At 67.9% G+C, this 22294-nt stretch carries 19 protein-coding genes and 1 other RNA gene; 12 read left to right on the plus strand and 8 right to left on the minus strand.

Going from position 1 to position 22294, the window contains the following annotated elements; all coding sequences use genetic code 11:
• Positions 1 to 8: 8 nt before the first annotated feature.
• The 4 genes from AB0C30_RS26760 to AB0C30_RS26775 all read right to left on the minus strand — a co-directional run bounded on the left by AB0C30_RS26760 (position 9) and on the right by AB0C30_RS26775 (position 5117).
• The gene (locus tag AB0C30_RS26760) at positions 9 to 1445 is read right to left on the minus strand and encodes an FAD-binding oxidoreductase (protein WP_357949173.1); all 1437 of its coding nucleotides are present in this window, start codon (positions 1443 to 1445) and stop codon (positions 9 to 11) included.
• Between the two features lie 173 nt (positions 1446 to 1618).
• Positions 1619 to 3097 (minus strand): ferredoxin, encoded by a 1479-nt coding sequence (locus AB0C30_RS26765; RefSeq protein WP_357949175.1) that lies wholly within the window; start codon positions 3095 to 3097, stop codon positions 1619 to 1621.
• A gap of 55 nt (positions 3098 to 3152) precedes the next feature.
• Positions 3153 to 3932 (minus strand): hypothetical protein, encoded by a 780-nt coding sequence (locus tag AB0C30_RS26770; protein WP_357949178.1) that lies wholly within the window; start codon positions 3930 to 3932, stop codon positions 3153 to 3155.
• Positions 3933 to 3986: 54 nt separating this feature from the next.
• Positions 3987 to 5117, minus strand: coding sequence for a DUF1996 domain-containing protein (locus tag AB0C30_RS26775; protein ID WP_357949180.1), 1131 nt, complete (start codon positions 5115 to 5117; stop codon positions 3987 to 3989).
• 15 nt (positions 5118 to 5132) lie between these two features.
• On the opposite strand from AB0C30_RS26775, the gene AB0C30_RS26780 reads away from it, so the two are divergent.
• Positions 5133 to 5330, plus strand: coding sequence for a hypothetical protein (locus AB0C30_RS26780; RefSeq protein ID WP_357949183.1), 198 nt, complete (start codon positions 5133 to 5135; stop codon positions 5328 to 5330).
• Between the two features lie 140 nt (positions 5331 to 5470).
• On the opposite strand, the gene AB0C30_RS26785 is transcribed toward AB0C30_RS26780, so the two are convergent.
• The gene (locus tag AB0C30_RS26785; RefSeq protein ID WP_357949186.1) at positions 5471 to 6112 is read right to left on the minus strand and encodes a DUF4142 domain-containing protein; all 642 of its coding nucleotides are present in this window, start codon (positions 6110 to 6112) and stop codon (positions 5471 to 5473) included.
• 109 nt (positions 6113 to 6221) lie between these two features.
• Between AB0C30_RS26785 and AB0C30_RS26790 the strand changes: the two genes are divergently transcribed.
• From AB0C30_RS26790 to AB0C30_RS26805, 4 genes are all read left to right on the plus strand, one after another.
• Positions 6222 to 6776, plus strand: coding sequence for a sigma-70 family RNA polymerase sigma factor (locus AB0C30_RS26790; RefSeq protein ID WP_357949189.1), 555 nt, complete (start codon positions 6222 to 6224; stop codon positions 6774 to 6776).
• An 11-nt stretch (positions 6777 to 6787) separates the two neighbouring features.
• Complete coding sequence (locus AB0C30_RS26795; RefSeq protein WP_357949191.1) at positions 6788 to 6973, plus strand: zf-HC2 domain-containing protein; 186 nt, start codon at positions 6788 to 6790, stop codon at positions 6971 to 6973.
• 84 nt (positions 6974 to 7057) lie between these two features.
• A complete protein-coding gene (locus AB0C30_RS26800) occupies positions 7058 to 7861 on the plus strand; it encodes a tryptophan 2,3-dioxygenase family protein (RefSeq protein ID WP_357949193.1) in 804 nt (267 codons plus the stop codon).
• A gap of 38 nt (positions 7862 to 7899) precedes the next feature.
• Complete coding sequence (locus AB0C30_RS26805) at positions 7900 to 12771, plus strand: NAD-glutamate dehydrogenase (RefSeq protein WP_357949196.1); 4872 nt, start codon at positions 7900 to 7902, stop codon at positions 12769 to 12771.
• 287 nt (positions 12772 to 13058) lie between these two features.
• Here the strand turns inward: AB0C30_RS26805 and AB0C30_RS26810 are convergent, their stop codons facing one another.
• Positions 13059 to 13883 (minus strand): NAD(P)H-binding protein, encoded by an 825-nt coding sequence (locus AB0C30_RS26810; RefSeq protein WP_357949198.1) that lies wholly within the window; start codon positions 13881 to 13883, stop codon positions 13059 to 13061.
• A gap of 98 nt (positions 13884 to 13981) precedes the next feature.
• Here AB0C30_RS26810 and AB0C30_RS26815 point away from each other — a divergent pair, with 98 nt between their 5' ends.
• The gene (locus tag AB0C30_RS26815) at positions 13982 to 14785 is read left to right on the plus strand and encodes a helix-turn-helix transcriptional regulator (protein WP_357949201.1); all 804 of its coding nucleotides are present in this window, start codon (positions 13982 to 13984) and stop codon (positions 14783 to 14785) included.
• 238 nt (positions 14786 to 15023) lie between these two features.
• On the opposite strand, the gene AB0C30_RS26820 is transcribed toward AB0C30_RS26815, so the two are convergent.
• The gene (locus tag AB0C30_RS26820; RefSeq protein ID WP_357949203.1) at positions 15024 to 16052 is read right to left on the minus strand and encodes a hypothetical protein; all 1029 of its coding nucleotides are present in this window, start codon (positions 16050 to 16052) and stop codon (positions 15024 to 15026) included.
• Positions 16053 to 16099: 47 nt separating this feature from the next.
• Between AB0C30_RS26820 and prfB the strand changes: the two genes are divergently transcribed.
• A complete protein-coding gene (gene prfB / locus AB0C30_RS26825) occupies positions 16100 to 17215 on the plus strand; it encodes a peptide chain release factor 2 (RefSeq protein ID WP_357949206.1) in 1116 nt (371 codons plus the stop codon).
• Here prfB and AB0C30_RS26830 read toward each other — a convergent pair.
• Complete coding sequence (locus tag AB0C30_RS26830) at positions 17201 to 17392, minus strand: hypothetical protein (protein WP_225295827.1); 192 nt, start codon at positions 17390 to 17392, stop codon at positions 17201 to 17203. The genes prfB and AB0C30_RS26830 overlap by 15 nt on opposite strands.
• Positions 17393 to 17595: 203 nt before the next feature.
• On the opposite strand from AB0C30_RS26830, the gene ftsE reads away from it, so the two are divergent.
• From ftsE to ssrA, 5 genes are all read left to right on the plus strand, one after another.
• Positions 17596 to 18285 (plus strand): cell division ATP-binding protein FtsE, encoded by a 690-nt coding sequence (gene ftsE / locus AB0C30_RS26835; protein WP_049564761.1) that lies wholly within the window; start codon positions 17596 to 17598, stop codon positions 18283 to 18285.
• Between the two features lie 20 nt (positions 18286 to 18305).
• A complete protein-coding gene (gene ftsX, locus AB0C30_RS26840; protein ID WP_357949209.1) occupies positions 18306 to 19211 on the plus strand; it encodes a permease-like cell division protein FtsX in 906 nt (301 codons plus the stop codon).
• A 23-nt stretch (positions 19212 to 19234) separates the two neighbouring features.
• Complete coding sequence (gene smpB / locus AB0C30_RS26845) at positions 19235 to 19702, plus strand: SsrA-binding protein SmpB (protein ID WP_357949212.1); 468 nt, start codon at positions 19235 to 19237, stop codon at positions 19700 to 19702.
• On the plus strand, positions 19699 to 21573 hold the full coding sequence (locus tag AB0C30_RS26850; RefSeq protein WP_357949215.1) for a penicillin-binding transpeptidase domain-containing protein: 1875 nt from the start codon (positions 19699 to 19701) through the stop codon (positions 21571 to 21573). The genes smpB and AB0C30_RS26850 overlap by 4 nt, the downstream gene beginning before the upstream one ends.
• A 281-nt stretch (positions 21574 to 21854) precedes the next feature.
• Positions 21855 to 22238: a transfer-messenger RNA gene (gene ssrA, locus AB0C30_RS26855) on the plus strand.
• Positions 22239 to 22294: the final 56 nt, after the last annotated feature.

The following is a 22294-nucleotide window of genomic DNA, read 5'->3' on the forward strand; positions in this document are numbered from 1 at the left end:
CGACCGATTTACACACCTTGGGGCAGGTGGAAGACCCGGCCGGGATCGTAGGCGGCCTTCACGGCGGCCAGGCGTGGCGCGTTGGCTCCGTAGTAGGCGGTCCGCCAGTCGGTCAGGTCCGGGTCGATGTAGTTCACGTACGCGTGATCGCCCAGATACGCCCGCATGTCGCCGTGGATGCCGCGCAGCCAGGCCCGGCCGGTGCCTTTCGAGTAGTACTGGACGCCGAACAGCGCCGCCCGGTGCGGGAAGGCGGTGGCGTCCGGGCGGACCCGGGCGACCGCGCCGCCCAGCGCGTCCAGTTGTACGGTGTGCTCTCCCGCTCGGGCCACCCCGGCGACCAGCGCCCTGATCCCGGCCGCCGACAGCTTCTGGTAGGCCAGATGCGACTTGGCGGCGAAGGTGTCCCTGCTGAGGCGGCCCGCGGCGGTCTGGCCAGGTAGGTGGCACTGCGCGACCGAGAGTGAGGAGCAGCCCGCCATGACCATCATGGCGTGCGTGTAGGACGTCGTGGAGGCGTAGCGGGAGGAGGGGCGGCCGATCTGGGCGACGAGTGGCGCCAGGAGGCGGTCGAGCGCCGCCTTCCCGCCCAGGTACGTACCGCCGATCTGCACGTCCAGCCCGTTGTTCCGAGTCAGGTGCAGCGTGGACCACAGCTCGTCCGGCGCGGTGGGCGCCCAGGACTGCCAGGCCTTGACCGCCGCCTCGGCCTTGGCCCACGGCCAGTGCAGGAAGAACACGGTGGTGTCGCGGGTCTTGTGCGTGCGGAAGGTGAAGGACACCGCCACGCCGAAGTTCCCGCCGCCACCGCCCCTGCACGCCCAGTAGAGGTCGGGGTGGTGGTCGGCGTCGCAGGTCAGGAGGCGGCCGTCGGCCGTGACGATCCGTACGGACTCGAGCGTGTCGCAGGTCAGGCCGTACTTCCTGGAGACCACGCCGATCCCGCCGCCCAGCGCCAGGCCACTCACTCCGACCGTGGGGCACGAACCGGCGGGGATGCTCACGCCGGCGCGGCCCAGCTTGTCGTAGACGTCGACCAGCTTGGCCCCGGCGCCCACGGTGGCGCGGCCGGCGGCGTGACTGACGGAGTTCATCCGGGAGACGTCGATCACCAGGCCGGTGCCGGTGGACCAGCCCGCGTAGGAGTGGCCGCCCGAGCGGGCGGTGACGGGCAGGCGGTTCGCGCGGACGAAGGACAGGCACGCGGAGACATCCGCGGGGGTCGCGCAATAGGCGACGCCGCCCGGCCTGATGCTGTCGAAGGCGGGATTGAACAGCCGCCGCGCCGCGCCGTACCCCGCGTCGGCCGGCAGGACGAGCCTGCCGGTGAGGCGGCGGCGTAACCCCGGCCAGTCGGGGGCGGAGGAGGCGAGCGCGGGCGGTACGGAGACCAGCCCCAGTACCGGTGCCAGCGTGGCGGCGCGGAGGAAGTCGCGGCGGTCCATGGTCGTCTCCTGGTGATCGTGGTGAACCGATCGGTGAGACGACCCCGGAAGCCGCCAGGTTGGTCACAAATGCGTAACCAGGCAAGCCCGGTGCCGGTGCCGGAGGGGCCCGGTCAGTACGAGAGGAGCCCGGTCCGTCCGCCTGAGCGCGCTCAGGCGGACGGACCGGGGGATTAACCCGCCGCCCGTACCGCTATGGACTCATTGAGGCGCAGGGCCAGCGCGGGGCACATGTCGACGGCCCGACGCGCCTCCTTCGCCATCCAGCCCGGCACGGTCTTGAAGGACGGGAAGCCGTATTCGTCCAGTTCCACGAATTCCGGCAGCAGGTGCGCGCACAGGCCGTGGCCCTCGCAACGGGTCCAGTCCACGTCCAGGCGGTACTCGGGCTCGTCCTCGTGCTCCGGGAGAGGCAGCACGCCGCGGACCGGCCGGCCGCAGGAGCCGTACTCCAGGTGAAGGGCGATGTCGCTCTCGAAGGCGTCCAGGGAGGAGAGGACGAACCTGGCGGTGCCGTCGGGGTGGAAGCAGGCGCCTCTTCGCTCGACGGCGCGTACGGTGCGGCGCACCGCGTCCGTGGACCCGGTGCCCTCGACCAGCGCGAGCAGGGCCCGGGCCACGTCGGGCAGCCCGAGGCGGCAGGGGCCGCACTGGCCCGAGGACTGGGCGGCGAGGTAGGCCGCCACCCGGGTGGTCTCGCCGAGTGGGCAGGTCGAGTCGCCGAGCGGGACGATGATCCCGGCACCCAGCTCGCTGCCCATCTTCTTCATGCCTTCGCGCGAGATCACCGCGGAGAGGGCGTTCTCGTAGCTCATCCAGGCGCCGTGGTAGCCGCCCATGAGGACGCCGTCGCCGATCTCCGCCTCGCACAGGTCGAGGACGTCGATCAGCGGGGTGCCCGTGGGCGCCTCCACGACGGCGGGGTTGGTGGCGCCGCCGCTCACGCTGAGCAGGACGGTGCCGGGTTCCTTGGCGGTGCCGTACTCGGCGTACCCTTCGGGGCCGAACTCGGCGAGCAGGGCGAGCTGGGCGAAGGTCTCCGTGTTCGACAGCAGCGTGGGCAGGCCGTCCACGCCGCTCTCGGCGGCGCGCTTCTTGCGGCCGTTGGGGATGGCCACGTCGCCGTTCACGCCGCGTACCAGCGCGCCGCCCTCGCCCGAGATGAACCGCTCCTCCAGGCCGACCACCCGGATCTTCACGTGGCTCTCCTGGCCGCCCGCCACATTGGCGGCGCGGCGCTCGGCCACGGCCGCGGAGACCGATGACTCGGCCACCTCGCCGCCGGATCCGATCGCCACGACGACCTCGCGCGCGTGCAGGGCCTCGGCGGCGAGGACCGCTCCGTCGAGCACGAGGTGCGGGTTGCGGATGAGCATCATGGTGTCCTTGAAGCTGGCCGGCTCGCCCTCCGAGCCGTTGACCAGCACGACACTCTCGCGTGCCCCGGCGGCGTCGGCGACGGCGCGCAGCTTGCGGCCGACGGGGAACGCCGCTCCGCCTCGGCCGCGCATGTCGACCTCGTTCACCTGGGCGATCAGCGTCTCGATATCGCGCAACACCGGCTCGCCATGAAGCGTCCGGTGCGCCGGCAGATCGATCCGCCTGGTGTGCTCCAGCCCGGCGGTCAGCCGGGCCGGGCCCACGCGTAACACGCGTGGGACTCTATGCGGGATCACTCTGGCGCCTCCTGGGCATTCCTGTGCGGTCTCATCCCGCCTCCCGGTACTTCCTGCGCGCCGCGTCGAGGCTAACCGGCGCGTTGACGTCCACCGGCCGCTCGACCGGTGAGGTGTCGACCTCCATCGTCTTCACCCATTCCGGCTGGAGAGCCGGCCTGAGCGTGGTGGCGAGCACTCGGACGAGCAACGCCCCACCGACCGCCGCGAGGCAGGCGATGTAGGACCACGCCACCCAAGGCGCCGGAGGACGGCCCGCGGTCAGGCCATGCATGATGGCCACGGGCCAGGACAGGTACGCGGTGGCGTGGAGCGTCCGCCATATCCATGGCTTGGCCGTCACCGCGAACCGTCCTCGGACCATTCCCGACACAACGATGATCACCATCATGTCGAAGGCTACAGCGCCGAATCCCACATAGATACCGGCAATTGGGACCACTGTCGCGGCCAGTGGGGCATGCCCCAGACTGACCATGAGGGTGATGTGCGTGACCAGGTAGGCCATCCCGATCATCGCTGTGGCCCGGTGTGCCAGCTGTGCCCTGACCCTGTTGGACGGGGACAGGAAGACGCGTTCGGTGGTGAGCAGGCCGAGCCCGACCGTCGCACTCAGCAGCACCAGGGCGAACACGCCCGCGTAGAACTCGAGGAAAGCCACCCCTTGGCCGAGCACTGAGATCCCGCTGTCGGTCCTGGTCAGGGCGAACCCCGCCAGAACCAGCGCGGCCAGCACGGCGCTTACCCCGAACCGGACCCACCTGGAGTCCAGCTTGCTCGGAGCATGCCGGGGCAGTCTTCTGTGGAGCATCGATTCCCTCCATGGTCGTCGATTGAGGGTGCGACTCGGGAGGGCCGATCTACGTCAGCAACGACGTCCGCGGTTGATGCAGCTGACCACGAAGTTCATGAGCTGGTCAGACATCACGTTGGCGAAGTCTGCGTGATCGGTCACCGGATTGTGCTTCTGCTCAGGGAACGCGTCCACGGCGAAGGACGGTCCCTGTGGAACCGAGTACGTGAGGGACATACGCAGCTGTGGGACGGCCTTCGTTCCCTGCGGGCAGGCGCCACCCTGGCCCGGGAACACTATGTGCGTGCGGTGGTTGGCGCTGTCGGTGTTCTGTCCATCCCAGCAGCTTGGGAAATCTAGAATACGGACGACTTGGCTGCCGCGTGGGCAGAGTGGATATTTGTTATTAGTGATGCGGTTCTGGAAGCCGGTACACGTCCACGCGGCCTTCGCGTTCGCTCCGCCGTTCGTGGCCGCCTTCGCGTCACCGGTGATGATCCTCAGGAACCTCGGCATCGCGACCACCCTGGACGTGGCGTTGCCGCGGAACTGGAGGGTCACCTGGCGGGCCCGCAGGACCTGGCCGACGTTGCCGTCCTGGTCGTTGGTGTTGACGTCCACCTTGCGGTCGCGGAGCACTGGCCAGAAGTAGGCCGACTTGTCGCCGAACCGGCAGGTGGTGCCTCCTGCGGCGAGACTCTGGTCCGTCGAGAACCCGTCCGTCGTCAGGTTGCCCACGTAGTCGTGCAGGTGGTGAGCGCCGTTGCTCACGCCCGGAGCGACGATGAAGTTGTCAGGGTTGTTGTGCTTGTTGCCGTTCGTCCCACAGGCGGAGACGAAGGTGCCCCTGGAGCCGTTCCTACCGAACTGGGGGTTGGCGAGCTGGCCGCGGCCGACCTGGCGGATGTCGACGAAGTCCTCGACGAACGGGCCGAGGTCGGCGCACTCGCCCTCGTCGTGGTCGCTCTCGGTGGGGGAGGGGGACGCGGACGGGCTCTTCGTCGGGTTCTGGTTGTTGTTGTTGCCCCGGCGGCGGAACTGCTGCTGCTGACCCTGGTCCTGTTGCTGCTGCTGGCCCTGGTCCTGCTGACCCTGCTGGTCCTGCTGCTGCTGATCCTGGTTGTTGTTGTTCTGGTCCTGGTTGTTGTTCTGCTGGTCCTGGCCGTTGCCGGTGTCCTGCGGCTCCGGGGTCGGCGCGGCCAAGAGGGCTCCGCCGCCTTGCTGCTGCTGTTGCTGACCCTGGTCCTGCTGCTGGCCCTGCTGGTCCTGTTGCTGTTGCTGACCCTGGTCCTGCTGACCCTGCTGGTCCTGTTGCTGCTGATCCTGGTTGTTGTCCTGCTGCTGGCCCTGGTCCTGCTGCTGTTGCTGGTCCTGGTTGTCCGGGGCCTGCTGCTGTCGCCTTTGTTGCGTCGGTGATTGAGACGGCTTGCCCTGCTGTGCCGGATCGCAATGGTCCGCAAGCGCCGGACCGACGCCGATCACGGCCGCGGACACCAGGCCGCTGGCCATCACGGCCAGGGCGGACACGGCCGCGGCCGTGCGTCTGGATCTCCTCATTACTGTCTCCTCGTATCGACCGCCGTTGCGACGGGTGGAACCGGTGAGGGCGTGGGGGGCTCGGGAAGGTCGCCGAAGTCGACCAGGCCAGTGCCTTCCAGCAGCGTCATGTGCTTCAGCACCACCGTGTTGGCGGTGTTGGCGAACTTCCTGATCTCGGTGTTGCGAGTCCCCGCCCGCACATCTGCCACGACGGCGAAGACCTTGCCGTGCGCGGCTCGCAACAGGTTGGCGAAGTCCTTGTCGAAGGCGGGACCCTTCTCCGCGGACAGCTGGGCCATCCAGCTCTGCTGATCGGCATTGGCCACGTCTGGGATGGGCACGCCGAGTTTCGCGGCGAGCGCGCGAGTCGCCTCGTCCAGCTTCGTGTGATCTTCGACCAGGTGCCTCCCGGTCTCCTTCACGCTCGCTGACTCGGCCCGTGTCTGGGCCCATTGGCCAACAGGAATCTCCCAGAGGCCTGCCTGGCGTACTCTGACTAGCAGGTCGCGGTCTGCCGGCCCGAGAGGACCGGCGGCCGACTGCGTGTACTGAGTGGATCCTGCGGAGCTTCCTGGTGGCAGGACCAGCAGGATCGTGACCGTGGCAGCCACTGCGAAGCCGCCGAACATGAGCAGTTCGCCGCGCAAAAGCCTGTGCATGATCGGAGGTACGCGGGCCTTCGGGGACCGGTTCACTCAAGGGGTCCAAATAGTCAGAAATGACTGGAGTTATCGGAGTGACTACCGGAGTGATAACGAAGGTGTAAAGATGTGCCCCGTGCTAGGTCATCTCGCCGGCAGGTTAGAGAGTGCGGATGCCGAGGCGGAACACCGCATTGCGGTGCTCTACCAGGAGTTCGGCGGCCCTCTGCTGCGCCACGTACGCAAGTCGACCGGGAACGATCTTCAATGGGCCGAAGACGTCGTTCAAGAGACGATCGTTAGAGCCTGGCGTCACTCGGCAAGACTGCAATGGGAGCCCAGCCTCATCTGGGCATGGCTACTGACAGTGGCCCGCCGTATCGTCATCGACGGTCGCCGGCGTAAGAGTGTTCGGCCTCACGAGGTCGAGCCGCCGGAAGTCGACATGCTGGCGGTGCCTGACGGCTCGGAGCGGGCGCTCTCGGCCATGGTGGTCGCTGACGCGCTGCGGAGCCTGTCGGACGAACACCGGGAAGTCATTGAGCAGACCTACCTTCGGGACCGTACGATAAGTGAAGCGGCGGAGATTCTGGGGATTCCGCCGGGCACGGTGAAGTCCAGGCTCTACTACGGGATCCGGGCTCTCCGTGTGCTTCTGCAGGACAAGGGGGTAGCCGGGTAATGCATGAAGGGGTGGCCGCCTACGTCCTCGGTGTCCTCGACGAAGAGGAACTAGAGGAGTTCGAGCGCCACCTCGACACATGCGCAAGGTGCCAGGCGGAGCTCCAGGACATGGCCGAGATTCCGAGCCGACTCGACGAGCTCAAACACCTGCCCTCAGCTGCTGAGGACGACCCGCCGATGTCGATGTCACGTTGACCTTTTTCCCCTTTTCGGGTGATATCGGTACGGCGAGGCGCATACGCCCGGTCGAGCAGACCGGGCGGCTTGGGGAGGTGTTCGGTGGGCATCGACGGTGATGCGGCCGTTCCTCCCGACAGGCGATTCGGCGAGGAGGGCGGCCGGCTCTCCTATGGCGGCTACCTTCGCCTGCCCGAATTGCTCGACCAGCAACGGCCTCAGTCCGAGGCGCCTGACGAGCTGCTGTTCATCACCATCCACCAGGTCTACGAGCTCTGGTTCAAGCTGCTGCTGCACGAGCTGGAGGCCGGCCGCGAGGCCATGTTCCAGGGCGAGCTCTGGCAGGCCAGGCACGTGTTCAAGCGGGTGCACGCGGTGGAGCGGGTGCTGATCGAGCAGGTCGAGGTGCTGGAGACGATGACGCCCCAGGACTTTCTGGAGTTCCGGGCCAGGCTCGCCCCGGCGAGCGGTTTCCAGTCGGTGCAGTTTCGCGAGCTGGAGTTCCTGTCGGGGCTGAAGGATCCGAGCTACCTCGGCCGGCTCAGGGACGCCGACGACGCCGAGCTCACCAGGCTGCGCCGCCGGCTCGACGAGCCGACACTGTGGGATGCTTATCTCACCGCCCTTTCCCAGCGTGGGCTGCCGGTCTCCGACGACGAGATCATGGGCACGCTGCTGGCCGTGGCGAGGGACCGCGGGTCGCACGACGACCTGTGGCAACTGGCCGAAGATCTGCTGACCCACGACGAGACCGCCGCCCAGTGGCGGACCCGCCACGTGCAGATGGTCGAACGGCAGATCGGCACCAAATCGGGCACCGGCGGCTCGACGGGAGCCCCCTACCTGCGAGGCAGGACCCGCCTGCACTACTTCCCACTGTTGTGGGAACTAAGGGCCTGGCTATGACAAGCCATGGCGAACCCTCACAAAGGAGTGAGAGCGAAATGCCGCTCGACGAGGCCAAGGATGAGTTGCTCCAGCGAGCCGCGCAACGATGCGCGGCGGGCAGCGACCATGTGAGCCCCGAGGACGCGCTGGCCTTCCTGCGCGTCTACTACCGGCACATCGCGCCGGAGGACCTGCTCGACCGCAGCCCCGTTGACGTGTACGGCCCGGCGATGTCGCAGAAGCAGCTGGCCGAGGTACGCCCCCAGGGCCGGGCCATGGTCCGCGTCTACACGCCGACCCTCGAGGAGAACGGCTGGGACCCGGGTCACTCCGTGGTGGAGGTGGTCACCGACGACATGTCCTTCCTGGTCGACTCGGTGACGATGGAGCTCGCCAGGCATGACATCAACACCTACCTGGTGGTCCACCCGCAGATGCGGGTACGCCGTGACATGACCGGCAAGATGCTCGGCCGGGGCCAGGAGGACGTCACCGGCCAGATGCTGGTCGAGTCCTGGATGCACTTCGAGATCGACCGGCAGACCGACCCCGAGGTGCTCGGGCAGCTGGAGGCCGACCTTCAGCGGGTCCTGTCCGACGTACGGCAGGCGGTCGAGGACTTCAGGAAGATGCGGGGGGTGGCCGTACAGACCGCCGAGGACCTCACGCTGAACCCGCCGCCGCTGGAGCCCGCGGAGGTCGAGGACAGTCTCGACCTGCTGCGCTGGCTCGCCGACGGGCACTTCACCTTCCTCGGCTACCGCGAATACCGCCTGGAGCAGACCGACGAGGGCGACGCGCTGCGCGCGCTGCCCGGCGCGGCGCTGGGCATCCTGCGGGACGACAAGATCGGCTCGGAGAGCTTCTCCGTACTGCCCCCCGAGGTACGCGCCAAGGCGCGCGAGAAGCAACTGCTGATCATCACCAAGGCCAACTCCCGGGCGACCGTGCACCGCGCGGCCTACCTCGACTACATCGGGGTGAAGCTGTTCTCGCCGGAGGGCGAGGTGATCGGCGAGCGCCGGTTCCTCGGCCTGTTCACGCACGTGGCCTACAGCGAGTCGATCTCCAGGATCCCGGTGCTCAGGCGCAAGCTCGCCGACGTGCTGGAGCAGGCCGGGCTGGCTCCCGACAGCCACGACGGCAAGGACCTGATCGAGATCCTGGAGACCTTCCCGCGCGACGAGCTCTTCCAGACCTCGCTCGACCAGCTGCTGCCGATCGCGCTCGGCGTGCTGCGGCTGCGCGAGCGCAAGCAGGTCAAGCTGTTCCTGCGCCGCGACGACTACGGCCGCTACATCTCCTGCCTGATCTACCTGCCGCGCGACCGCTACACCACCCAGGTGCGCTACAAGATGCAGGAGCTCCTGCTCAAGGCGCTGGGCGGCAAGACGCTCGACTACAGCGCGATGATCGGCGAGTCCGCCCTGGCCCGGCTGCATGTGGTCATCCGCGGCGAGCGCGGCAGGCAGCTGCCGCCGCCGGGCGTCGACGTGCAGGAGTTGGAGTCGCGGCTGGCCGCGATCACCCGGTCGTGGGAGGACGACCTGGCCACGGCGCTGGCGGAGCAGACCTCCGAGGCGGAGGCCCCCAAGCTGACCAGGCGCTACCAGTCGGCCTTCCCCGAGGGCTACAAGGCCGACTTCCCTCCGGAGATGGCCGTGGTGGACCTGCGCCGCCTGGAGGAGCTGGTCGGCGCCGACGAGAACGAGATCGGCCTCAACCTCTACGAGCCGTACGACGCGGCCGAGGGCGAGCGGCGGCTGAAGATCTACAAGCTGGGCTCGCCCATCTCACTGTCGCGGGCGCTCCCGCTGATCCAGCGGCTCGGCGTCGAGGTCGTGGACGAGCGGCCGTACGAGATCGACAGGGACAACGACCCCGCCACCAAGAACGCCTGGATCTACGACTTCGGCCTGCGCTACACGCCGAACGACGAGGTCGACAGGAAGGACTTCAAGCGGCTCTTCCAGGACGGCCTCATCGCGCTGTGGAAGGGCGAGGTCCAGGCCGACAACTTCAACGCCCTCGTCCTGCGGGCCGGGCTGACCTGGGAGCAGGTCGAGATCCTGCGCGTCTACGCCCAATACCTGCGCCAGGCGGGCTCCGCCTTCTCCCAGCGCTACATGGAGCGGGTGCTGACGGGCAATGTACGGCTGGCCCGGCTGCTGGTGCGGCTGTTCGAGGCGCGGCTCGACCCCCGGCGCGGCGACGACGTGCGGACCGACCTGGCCGACGCGCTCAACGAGGAGATCCTGGGCGCGCTCGACGAGGTCGCCTCGCTCGACGAGGACCGGATCCTGCGGGCGTACCTGGAGATGATCCAGGCGACGCTGCGTACCAACTACTTCCAGACCGTCGGCGGGCGCCGCAAGCCGTACATCTCGCTGAAGTTCGACCCGCAGGCGATCAGCGTGCTGCCGCTGCCGCGGCCGAAGTACGAGATCTTCGTCTACTCGGCCCGGGTCGAGGGCGTGCACCTGCGCTTCGGCAAGGTGGCCAGAGGCGGGTTGCGGTGGTCGGACCGGATGGAGGACTTCCGGACCGAGATCCTCGGGCTGGTCAAAGCCCAGATGGTGAAAAATACCGTTATCGTGCCCACTGGGTCCAAGGGCGGATTTGTCGTGAAGCGTCCGCCTGCGGGCGGAGGGCGCGAAGAGATGCTCGCCGAGGGCGTGGCCTGCTACCGGATGTTCATCTCCGGACTGCTCGACGTCACCGACAACCTGGTCGACGGCAAGGTCGTGCCCCCGCCGGACGTGGTCAGGCACGACGGCGACGACCCCTACCTGGTGGTCGCCGCCGACAAGGGCACCGCGACCTTCTCCGACATCGCCAACGGCGTGGCCAAGGAGTACGGCTTCTGGCTCGGCGACGCCTTCGCCTCCGGCGGCTCGATCGGCTACGACCACAAGGCGATGGGCATCACCGCGCGTGGCGCCTGGGAGTCGGTCAAGTACCACTTCCGCACGATCGGGACCGACATCCAGACCACCGACTTCACCGTGGCCGGCATCGGCGACATGTCGGGCGACGTGTTCGGCAACGGCATGCTGCTGTCGCGGCACATTCGGCTGGTGGCCGCCTTCGACCACCGGCACATCTTCATCGACCCCGACCCCGACACCGCCCGCAGCTTCGCCGAGCGGCAACGGCTCTTCGACCTGCCACGCAGCTCCTGGGCGGACTACGACACCGAGCTGATCTCGGCGGGCGGCGGCGTCTACCCGCGTACGGCCAAGTCCATCAAGATCACGCCGCAGATCCGCGAGGCGCTCTCCATCCCCGCGGCGGTCACCTCGATGGCGCCGAACGACCTGATCAGCGCCATCCTCCGGGCCCCCGTGGACCTGCTGTGGAACGGCGGCATCGGCACCTACGTCAAGGCGGGCACCGAGTCCAACGCCGACGTGGGCGACAAGGCCAACGACCCGCTGCGGGTCGACGCCGGAGACCTGCGCTGCAAGGTCATCGGCGAGGGCGGCAACCTGGGGTTCACCCAGCTGGCCCGCATCGAGTTCGCGCGCGGCGGCGGGCTGGTCAACACCGACTTCATCGACAACTCGGCCGGGGTCGACACCTCCGACCACGAGGTGAACATCAAGATCCTGCTCGACCAGGTCGTCCGCGACGGCGAGCTGACCGACAAGCAGCGCAACCAGGTCTTCACCTCGATGACCGACGAGGTCGCCGACCTGGTGCTGCGCGACAACTACGCCCAGAACGTAGTGCTGGCCGCGACCCGCGCCCAGGCCCCCGAGATGCTCCACATCCACTCCCGCTACCTGCGGCGCCTGGAGCGTGACGGGCTGGTCAACCGGGAGCTGGAGTTCCTGCCCTCGGACAAGATCCTGGCCGAACGCCGCCAGGCCCGGCTGGGTCTGACGGCGCCCGAGTTCTCGGTGCTGCTGGCCTACACCAAGCTGGTGGCCGACGCCGAACTGCTCGCCTCCGACCTGCCCGACGACCCCTACCTGGCCTCGTGGCTGGTGTCGTACTTCCCGTCGGCGCTGCGCGAACGGTTCCGGCCGTACATGGACGCCCACCCGCTGCGCCGCGAGATCATCACCACCACGGTGGTGAACGAGCTGGTCAACTCGATGGGCACCACGTTCATGTTCCGCTTCAGCGAGGAGACCGGCGCCTCGACGCCCGACATCGTCCGCGCCTACCTCGTCGCCCGCGAGGTGTTCGACCTGGCCAGCTTCCACCGCGCGGTGGAAGCGCTGGACAACAAGGCCGACACCTCGATCCAGATCGCGATGCTGCTGGAGGCCAGGAAACTGGCCGAGCGTGGCACGCGCTGGCTGCTCGGCAACCGCCGCCCGCCGCTCGACCTGGCCGGCTCGGTGAGCTTCTTCGTCAAGGGTGTGAACGGCCTGCTCGCCCACATCCCGAAGCTGCTCGCCGGGCCCGACCTGGCGGCCTTCGAGGAGCGCCGCGACTCCTTCGCGGCCCGCGGCGTGCCGATGGAGCTGGCGGAGCGGGTGGCGGCCATGGTGCCCGCCTATTCGACGTTCGACCTGGTGGAGATCTCGTCGCTCACGGGGCGTCCGGTCAACGAGGCGGCGGAGGTGTACTTCGACCTCGCCGACCGCCTCCAGCTGGCCCTCCTCAGGGAGCGGGTGATCGCGCTGCCGCGTGACAACCGCTGGAACTCGATGGCGCGGGCGGCACTCAGGGACGACCTGTACGCGGCCCACGCCTCGCTGACCCGGGATGTGCTGGCCCACAGCACGCCTGGACTGTCCCCGGAGGAGCGCCTGGCCCGCTGGACGGAGGCGAACTCGGCGGCGGTCCACAGGGCCCGTCAGACGCTCTCGGAGATCTGGGAAAGCGACAACTTCGACCTGGCGACGCTTTCCGTGGCCCTCCGCGCGATCCGCACGCTAGTCGCCTCAAGCAGCCTCCCCCACACCGAAGGCTGATCGCTTTTACAACCTTTTTGATCCTTTACGGCAGGCCCGGTGGGCCCCAGTCGCCGTACGGCGCTGGGGCCTGTCCAGGGGCACGCTCCTCCGGTGGAGGTGGCTGGGCGCCGTGACGTGCGTCTTCTTGGCCCCGGCCGCGGGCAGCGCCCACCCGCCGCGCAAAGCCGGCCCCCGTCCAGGGGCGCGCCTCTCCGGTGGAGGTGGCTGAGCGCCGTGACGTGCGTGTTCTTGACCCCGGCCATGATCGCGTCTTGCGCCCCGTCGGGGGCCTTCTCGGCCCCTGGTTAGTTCGTGGTCGTGAAGGCGTGCTTGTGGTCTTCTGTCCACTGGGCAAAGGTTCTTGGGGGTTTGCCGGTTAGGTCGGTGAATGTGGTTGATGGCGTTTCTGGGGTGTTTATGGCCGCTATGGAGTTTTGGACGAGTGAATCCACTACTTCCGGTGAGCCCCAGCGGGACAGAGTCTGGCGGTGGGCTTCCAAGTCCTGTAGGCGCCACTCGATCGGCTTGCCGATCACTCGCGCGATCGTGTTCATCTGGTCGCGTTGGGTGAGGGAATCGGGGCCGGTCAACTTGTAGACGGCGTTCTCGTGGCCATCTTCTGTCAGGGCTTTCAGTGCGATTTCGGCTATGTCGGCTTCGTGGATGGGGGCCGAGTGGGTATCAGGGAATGGACTGGTGACCTTGCCTTCCGCGATGATCTCCGGCGCCCATCCGAGGGTGTTGGTGGCGAAGGCGCCGGGCCGCAGGGCGGTCCAGGAGAGCCCTGAGGCGGTCACCGACTCTTCCGCCACGCCGTGCATGCGGGCGATCGCGTCCGTGGCCGCAGGGTCCGCCAGAGCGGCCGACAGGAGGACGACGTGGCGCACTCCGGCCTCGCGGGCCTTCGCCAGGAAGGCGTCCAGCCCCTGCCGGTCGGCGTAGAGGAACATCCGGTCGACGCCGGCCAGCGCGAGTGCCGCACTGCCCGCGTCGACCACGTCCACGCCGGCGGGCAGGTGGGTGGCGGCGGGATCTTTGCTGGCGGCGCGGACCTGCCGGCCGGCCGCCAGGAGCTGCCGTATGAGACTCCGGGCCACGTGTCCGCGGGCCCCGGTTACCAGGATCGTCATGCGGACATGCTGATCCGGGGCCGTATCGGGCGGGTAGGCACCGCCAGGGCTGGGACTCGCGGTACCAGCCCTGGGCGGGCTGGGTCATCATGGTTGGGATGAACAGGGAGGAACTCGGCGGCTTTCTGCGTAGCCGGAGGAGCCGGATCCAGCCCGCGGAGGTGGGGCTGGCGCCCGGCCCGCGCCGGCAGACCCCTGGGCTGCGCCGCGAGGAGGTCGCGCTGCTGGCGGGCATCTCCGTCGACTACTACATCAGGCTGGAACAGGGCCGCGGCCCGCACCCGTCGGACCAGGTTCTCACCGCGCTCGGCCGGGTGTTGCGGCTGACGGGCGACGAGCACGACTACCTGCTTCGGTTGGCCGACCACTCCCCGGCCCGCCCCGAGCCCGCGCGCGAGGTGCCCGCCAACGTCCGGCGCCTGCTGGACCGCCTCACTGACGTCCCGGCCATGGTGATCAACGCCGGCTATGACGTACTCGCCTGGAACCGCATGCTGGTCGCCCTGATCGGCGACCTGTCAGAGACGCCATCCCGAGAACGCAACACGCTGCGCTGGCTCTTCGGCAATCAGGCCACGCCGGCCGACAAGCTCCAACTCGCCCGCAAATGCGTGGCCGACCTCCGAGCCACCGGCCGCTACCCAGGGGACGCCGACATCAGATCCCTGGTCGACGACCTGAAAGAGCGCAGCCCTCTTTTCGCCGAGCTGTGGGCGACCCGTGACATCGAGGTCCAGCGCACCCTGACGAAGCACATGACCCACCCCATCGCAGGCCCGATCGAACTCGACTGCGACTTCCTCCCCATAGCCGGCGCGGACCAACGCCTGGTCCTCTACACCGCCGCCCCCGGAACCCCCTCCCACAAGGCCCTCCAACGCCTACGAGAGACCGACGCGTAGCCATCACCACTGTGGCCGGCCATTGCCAAGAAAACGCACGTCACGGCGCTCGGCCATCTCCACCGGAGCAGCGTGTCCCGGCTCCGTGCGGTGGGTCAGGGACGACCACGGCCGGGGCCAAGAATGCGCACGTAACGGCGCTCAACCGCCTCCACCGGAGGAGCGTGCCCCTGGACAGGGCCCAGCCCCGTACGGCGGGTGGTGCCCACCGTGCCTGCCGTAAAAGAAAGAAATGGGTTTAGGGGTCGCCGCCCACGGCCTTGGTGAGGGCGCCGGTGTGGGCGATGATGGCGGCCGGGGTCGGGGTGCCGGACGGTGGGACGACCGTCGCGTACTGGTTGATCTCCGTCGTCTTCAGGAAGCGGCGCGCCCTGTCGTTGTGATAGAGCCAGCGGGCCGACTCAGGCACCGGGACGAAATCCGCCTTGTCCGTCTCCACCGTGGTCGTCGTCGTGCGCGTCATCGCGTATTGGATCAGCGCCCCGCCGCCCACCATGCGCAGCGCGTAGACCGGGTAGTCGCCGGCGCTGAAGATCGAGTCGTAGCTGAACCCGCCGATCTTGGCGCGTTCCCGGTCGGTGGTGATCTGCTCCGCCACGTCCGTGGTGTAGGGGCCCCGTTCGAGCAGGCCGGCCGCCACGCCCGTCTCGCCCGCCTCCGCCACCGTGGCGTGCAGCGGGCCCATGAACTGCGGACTGATGGTGATGCTCTTGTCGTCGGGCGCCAGCACCGTCGCGTAGCCCTCCGCGTCGAGCTGGATGCGGGGCGGGTCCTGCCCCGGCAGCAGCTGCGTCGCCGAGCTGAGCCGCCAGTCGTCGCTCTTGGCGTCGGCATTGGCGAACGTCAGCAGCGTCGGATGGCCGTTGCGCGTGGCCAGCACCGTGAACCAGACCGCCGTCTCACTCTGCTTGAACCGCGGGACGAACAGCGTCGGCGCGCCCCACGTGTAGCGCGGCGGCCGGTTGCCCGTCGACAGGAACGCGGACGAGGTGAGCTGCGCCTCCGCGTCGCGGGTCAGCTCCATTGCCAGCCGCAGGTCGCCCCCGGCGCGCAGCAGGTCGTCCGTGGCGGTGAACGTGGCGAACGCCTTGGCCGCGTCGGCCGGCGTGATCAGCGGGGTCTCCGCCGAGGGCGTCGGGGTCACGGACTTCGCCGTGGTCGCCGCCACCTGACTGGGCTCGGGTTGTGGCGCGGCCGAGCAGCCGACCGCCGCGGCCAGCAGGCCGGCGGCGAGCGCCAGCACCTTCCGCCGACCGTAACTACGCACGTGGCCATGTTATTCGGGCCCGCGAGGGTCGCGTACCCTAAGGAAACGTGGCAGGTATCGATCCAGCAGAAGAGATCAACGAGCTCGCGGGCACCCTGCGGAGCATCCAGGACGTGCTCGACCTCGGCGCCATGCGCAAGCAGATCGAGGAGCTGGAGGGGCAGGTAGCCGCGCCCGACCTGTGGGATGACCCTGAGCAGGCCCAGAAGGTCACCAGCAAGCTCTCGCACATGCAGGGTGAGCTCAACCGCGTCGAAGGGCTGGTGCGCCGCCTCGACGACCTCAGCGTCCTCTACGAGCTGGCCGCCGAGGAGGGCGACGAGGACACCAGGACCGAGGCCGACAAGGAGCTGGCCTCGCTCCGGTCCGACATCGGCGCGCTGGAGGTCCGCACCCTGCTGTCCGGCCCCTACGACGCGCGCGAGGCGCTGCTCACCATCAACTCGCAGGCCGGTGGCGTCGACGCCGCCGACTGGGCGGAGATGCTGCTGCGGATGTACTTGCGGTGGGCCGAGCGCAAGGGCTTCCCGACCGAGGTCTACGACACCTCCTACGCGGAAGAGGCCGGCATCAAGTCGGCCACCTTCACGATCAAGTCCCCCTACGCCTACGGCACGCTTCGTGGCGAGCACGGCACCCACCGTCTGGTCCGCATCAGCCCGTTCGACAACCAGGGCCGCCGCCAGACCTCGTTCGCCGGGGTCGACATCGTGCCGGTGGTCGAGCAGACCGACCACATCGACATCAACGAGGACGAGCTCCGCATCGACGTCTACCGCTCGTCGGGACCCGGCGGCCAGGGCGTCAACACGACCGACTCGGCGGTTCGCATCACCCACCTGCCGACCGGCATCGTGGTCTCCTGCCAGAACGAGCGCTCGCAGCTCCAGAACCGCGCCTCGGCGATGAACGTGCTGCAGGCCAAGCTGCTGGAACGCAAGCGGCAGGAGGAGGCTGAGCGCATGTCCGAGCTGCGGGGCGCCTCGACCACGTCATGGGGCACGCAGATCCGCAACTATGTGCTGCACCCCTACCAGATCGTGAAGGATCTGCGCACGGGCACGGAGGCGGGCAACCCGACCGCCGTTCTCGACGGCGACATCGATGAGTTCATCGAGTCGGAGATCCGCTGGATGCGCCGGCAGGAATCAGAGCCCGCTTAGGTGCTTGAGCACCAGGGCCAGGAAGAGCAGCACGACCAGCAGTAGCAGGATAAGGGCGGGTGACAGCCCGGCGAAGCCGTGGTTGTGCATCCGCTCGCGGTTGGCACGGCACAGGGGGCAGCGGCCCTCGATCACGGGGTGGGCGCACTGCGCGCATACGAGGTGTTGGCAACTCATGTCAGCCCCAAGTCTAGCCGCACAATCGTTTTGTTTCCGTTATGGACGTTCCATGCCAGTCTTCCCCCTAGACTGTGCTCTGGCCAATCGGAACGTCGATCATCAGTAAAGAAAGCCGCCCCCGATAGGCGTGTGGCGGGAAGTGGGCATGTGCCACCCTCGCTTCCGTCCTGACCCCTAGACTGGCATGCCGTGATGCTCTCGTGATCCATTTCGATAATGTCACCAAGGTCTACACGAACCAGAACCGGCCCGCTCTCGACCATGTCTCCGTTGACGTGGACAAGGGCGAGTTCGTGTTCCTCGTCGGTCCTTCGGGATCAGGCAAGTCCACCTTCCTGCGTCTGGTTCTGAAGGAGGAGCGGCCCAACTCCGGGGCGATTCACGTCGCCGGCAAGGATCTGGCCCGCCTGTCCAACTTCAAGGTGCCGCACCTGCGCCGCCGCATCGGCTGCGTGTTCCAGGACTTCAGGCTGCTCCCGAACAAGAACGTCTACGAGAATGTGGCGTTCGCGCTCGAGGTCATCGGTAAACCACGGCGGTTCATCCGCAAGGTGGTGCCCGAGGTCATCGAGCTGGTCGGCCTGGAAGGCAAGGCCCACCGGATGCCCGACGAGCTGTCAGGCGGCGAGCAGCAGCGCGTCGCCATGGCCCGCGCCTTCGTCAACCGGCCCATGATCCTGCTGGCCGACGAGCCGACGGGCAACATCGACCCCGCGACGAGCATCGGCATCATGAAGGTGCTCGACCGGATCAACAGGACTGGCACTACGGTCGTCATGGCCACGCACGACGCGGCCATCGTCGACTCCATGCGCAAGCGTGTCGTGGAGCTGGAGGACGGCAAGATCGTCCGCGACCAGTCGCGTGGCGTGTACGGCCAGGCGTACTGACAGGGAGCAGTAGACAGAACATGCGGGCGAACTTCATCTTCTCCGAGGTCTGGATCGGCCTCCGTCGCAACCTCACCATGACGATCGCGGTGGTCATCACCGTGGCCGTCGGCATGGCGATGCTGGGCATCGGCCTGATGATCAACGCCCAGGTCACGATGATGCAGGGCTTCTGGTACGACAAGGTCGAGGTATCGGTCTTCTTGTGCGGCAAGAACCCCACCATGCCCAGCTGCAAGGGCAAGCCGATCAGCGCCCAGCAGACCAAGGAACTCCAGGGCGAGATCCAGGGCATGGCCGGCGTCGAACAGGTCATCTACGAGAACCAGGCCGACGCCTACGCCAACTTCCAGAAGTCCTATGCCGCCAACAAGCTGCTCGTCGAAGCGACCAAGGTCGACGACATGCCCACGTCCTTCCGCGTCAAGCTGAAGGACCCCAACAACTATCAACCGATAGTGCAGGCGCTGCAGGGCAAGCCCGGCGTGTCGCAGGTGACGAACCAGAAGGACCTGGTCAACCAGTTCTTCGGGCTGCTCGACAAGCTCAGATCCGGTGCGCTGGCGGTGGCCATCGTCCTTGTGCTGGCGGCGGCGTTGCTGATCGGCAACACCGTCCGGCTGTCGGCCTTCAACCGCCGTCGAGAAACCGGGATCATGCGGCTGGTGGGGGCGTCGAACCTCTATATCCAGCTGCCCTTCGTCATGGAGGGCGTGATCTCCGGGCTGATGGGCGGGGTGATCGCCGCCGTGATGCTGATCGTCGCGAAGGTCTTCCTGTTCGAGGAGATCGCGCGTTATTTCGCGTTCGGCAGTCAGCTCGGCTGGGACTCGGTGGCCTCGGTGATCACGCTGACCATGGTGATCGGTGTGTTCATCTGTGTGCTGGCATCGTTCGTCACGCTCCGCCGCTACCTCAGGGTCTGACGAATCGCCGGTAAGGTCGGAGCATGCCACGTGAGACCGGGCGGAAGGTCGTCGCCCAGAACAAACGTGCCCGGCACGACTACCACGTCGAGGACACCTTCGAGGCGGGACTCGTGCTGCAGGGCACCGAGGTGAAATCGTTGCGCGAGGGACGGGCGTCCCTCACCGACGGCTACGCCTCCATCGATGATGGCGAAGCGTGGTTGCTGAACGTCCACATCCCCGAATACACCCAGGGGACGTGGACGAACCACGCCGCCCGTCGCAAGCGCAAGCTCCTGCTCCACCGCAAGGAGATCGACAAGCTCGCCGCCAAGACCAAGGAGGGCGGGCTGACGATCGTGCCGCTGTCGCTCTACTTCAAGGACGGCCGGGCCAAGATCGAGATCGGCATCGCCCGCGGTAAGAAGGACTGGGACAAGCGGCAGACGCTGGCGGAGCAGCAGGCCAAGCGCGAGATGGCCCGGGCAGTGCGGCACCGCAACCGATGAGCCGTCCCGTACGCCTGGGCCGCGTACGCCGCGGCCTGGCCGCGACCGTCACGCTGGCCGTCGCGAGCATGTCGCTGACCGCCTGCTTCGAGGAGTCCTCCCCGCACGATGCCGTGCGGGACTTCCTGGTGGGCTGGCAGTCGGAGGACTACGACCTGGCCGCCGGCCGTACCGACGGTGACCGGGCGACCGTACGCAAGGCGCTGTCGGACGCGAAAGCGGAGCTCGACGCGGCCTCGTTCCGATTCAAGATCAAAAGCATCAGCCTGGCCGGCGACCAGACGCGGGCCGACTTCCGCGCCGAGGTCGACCTGGGGGAGAACAACCCCCTCTGGGGCTACGACGGCGTACTCCCGCTGCACCTGGTGAACGGCCGGTGGAAGGTGCGCTGGTCGCCTTCCGTGCTGCACCCGCAGTTGAAGGACGGCCAGCGGTTCGCCGTGTCCACCGACCCGAACCCCCGCCAATCGGTCGTCGACCGCAACGGCACGCCGCTGCAGCGCCCCCAGTTCCTCTACGTGGTCCGCGTCACCCCGTCGCAGCTCGGTGACCAGGCGGAGGAGGTTGTTGAGCAGCTCTCGGCGATCACCGGGTTCGCCCAGGACCGGCTGCTGAGCCGGATCAGGTCGTCGCCGCCGAAGCAGTTCGTCCAGCTCGCCAACTTCGGCGCCGTACGCTACCGGGAGCTGAAGGACAAGCTCGACAAGATCCCGCAGCTCTCCATCCAGCAGCAGAAGCAGCCTGTCGCGCCCGACGACCCCAAGGACATCGTCGGAAAGGTCAGCGCGCTGACCCCGGAGACCGAGCAGAAACTCGGCGGCCCGCAGCGGGCGGGCGACTCCTACGGACAGAGCGGGCTTCAGCGGGCCTATCAGGACTACCTCACCGGATCCACGCAGACCAGGGTGATCATCCTCGACATCAAGACCGACAACGAGGTCGCGCAGCTCAAGGAGTGGCCCGGCCGCAAGAACGTACCCGTACGCACCACGATCGACAGCGCCAAGCAGCGCGCCGCCGAAGCCGCCGTGGCGCAGGCGGAGACCAGCGCGCTGGTAGCGGTCGACCGGTCGACCGGCGAGATCCTAGCGGTGGGCACGAAGGGCCTCAACCAGGAGAAGGACGCCCTCGCCGGCAAGTTCCCGGCCGGCACCGCCTTCTCGATCGTGGCCGCCGACGCGCTGCTCACAGCCGGGATGAAGACCAAGCAGAAGCTCGCCTGCCCGGCCGAGCGCACGGTGGGCGGCGCGCACTTCGTGACGGCGAGCCAGGTCATCGGCGCCTCCCCGACGTTCAAGGACAACTTCGCCAAGGGCTGCGTCACCGCCCTGGCCTCGCTCGCCCGGCGCGTCGACGCCACGGCCCTGAAAAAGAGTGCCGAGGCACTCGGCATCGGGAAGGACTGGCGGCTGCCGCTCAAGTCGTTCAGCGGCTCGCTGCCCGAGTTGACCAGCGACGCCGACAAGGCCAGGGCCATCGCGGGCCAGAACGTCGAGGTCAGCCCGCTCAGCATGGCCCTCGTCGCGGGGGCGATCGCCTCGGGCACCTGGCACCCGCCGGTGCTGGTGACCGACCCCAAGACGCCCGACCCCTCGACGGAGACGGTCGCGGTCAAGCCGCCGCAACCTGTGGCCGTCGACCCCAAGGTGCGCACGGCACTGACCGGCATGATGCTCGCCGGCGCCACCGGCTCGCCCGCCCAGGCCGGCCGCGGCCAGGTCTACGGCGTGACGGCCGCGGGCGACCAGGAGAAGCGGATGGGCTGGTTCGTGGGCTGGCAGGGTGACGTGGCGATAGCCGTCATGGCCAAGAACTACGACCCCGCGGCCGTCGCGGGCGACTTCTTCTCCGGCCTGCGCGACGCTAAGTGATTCCTTGTCACTCTAGGCAACCGTTCGGGCGGCCGGCTGCGTCTTACTCAGTGACTGCCCCGCTCGGGGGGTTGCGGGTGCAGTCGCCGTGATGAGTTCAGGACTTCATCTCGGGGGAAGTCCTGCCGTCCGGACCGGCTCGACCCTGCCGGTCGGCCCCCGGGAACGCCTACGCGTTTCCGGGGGTTTCGGCGTCTAGGGAATCAAGTTGACGCCGCAGGTGTTGGAGCATGTAAGGTCATGTTGCTCGGCTCTTCGGGGCCGTGTTGACAACTGCACATGGGGGTGACTGGCTTCGACTTCGACTTTGCAAGTCAGGTGAAGCGGGCCGAGGACTGCGGACATAACCTCGTTAACACTGTGACCGCAAACAACAAGTGCCAATTCTAAGCGCACTGTGGTCGGCCAGGGTTCCCTGGCCCTCGCTGCCTAAGTAGCGTAGCCACTGTCAGCCCGGGAGTGCCTTCGGCCCGGGATCTGGCATCGTTAGAAGGCTCAACCGCTCAACCCGGCCACGGGGGAGAGCGGGAAATCAAACAGTGGCTGAGCCCGTCGGCGACACGCCTGCGTGATTGCCGGGGCTGAGAAAAGCACAGCAGGCTGCGCCCGGAGAAGCCCTGTCTTGGGGTTGAAGGACGCGGGTTCGATTCCCGCCACCTCCACTGTTGATCATGATGCGGCGGCACCCGATGTGGGTGCCGCCGTTTTCGCGTCAAAGGGC

It is taken from the genome of Nonomuraea sp. NPDC048901 (assembly GCF_040649695.1).
Taxonomy (GTDB): Bacteria; Actinomycetota; Actinomycetes; order Streptosporangiales; family Streptosporangiaceae; genus Nonomuraea.

What these genes read in the sequence shown, in the direction of transcription:
- AB0C30_RS26760 (WP_357949173.1), bottom strand. Translation starts at nt 1,445, where the DNA reads ATGGACCGCCGCGACTTCCTCCGCGCCGCCACGCTGGCACCGGTACTG.
- AB0C30_RS26770 (WP_357949178.1), bottom strand. Translation starts at nt 3,932, where the DNA reads ATGCTCCACAGAAGACTGCCCCGGCATGCTCCGAGCAAGCTGGACTCC.
- AB0C30_RS26785 (WP_357949186.1), bottom strand. Translation starts at nt 6,112, where the DNA reads ATGCACAGGCTTTTGCGCGGCGAACTGCTCATGTTCGGCGGCTTCGCA.
- AB0C30_RS26790 (WP_357949189.1), top strand. Translation starts at nt 6,222, where the DNA reads ATGTGCCCCGTGCTAGGTCATCTCGCCGGCAGGTTAGAGAGTGCGGAT.
- AB0C30_RS26805 (WP_357949196.1), top strand. Translation starts at nt 7,900, where the DNA reads ATGCCGCTCGACGAGGCCAAGGATGAGTTGCTCCAGCGAGCCGCGCAA.
- AB0C30_RS26810 (WP_357949198.1), bottom strand. Translation starts at nt 13,883, where the DNA reads ATGACGATCCTGGTAACCGGGGCCCGCGGACACGTGGCCCGGAGTCTC.
- AB0C30_RS26815 (WP_357949201.1), top strand. Translation starts at nt 13,982, where the DNA reads ATGAACAGGGAGGAACTCGGCGGCTTTCTGCGTAGCCGGAGGAGCCGG.
- AB0C30_RS26830 (WP_225295827.1), bottom strand. Translation starts at nt 17,392, where the DNA reads ATGAGTTGCCAACACCTCGTATGCGCGCAGTGCGCCCACCCCGTGATC.
- ftsX (WP_357949209.1), top strand. Translation starts at nt 18,306, where the DNA reads ATGCGGGCGAACTTCATCTTCTCCGAGGTCTGGATCGGCCTCCGTCGC.
- smpB (WP_357949212.1), top strand. Translation starts at nt 19,235, where the DNA reads ATGCCACGTGAGACCGGGCGGAAGGTCGTCGCCCAGAACAAACGTGCC.
- AB0C30_RS26850 (WP_357949215.1), top strand. Translation starts at nt 19,699, where the DNA reads ATGAGCCGTCCCGTACGCCTGGGCCGCGTACGCCGCGGCCTGGCCGCG.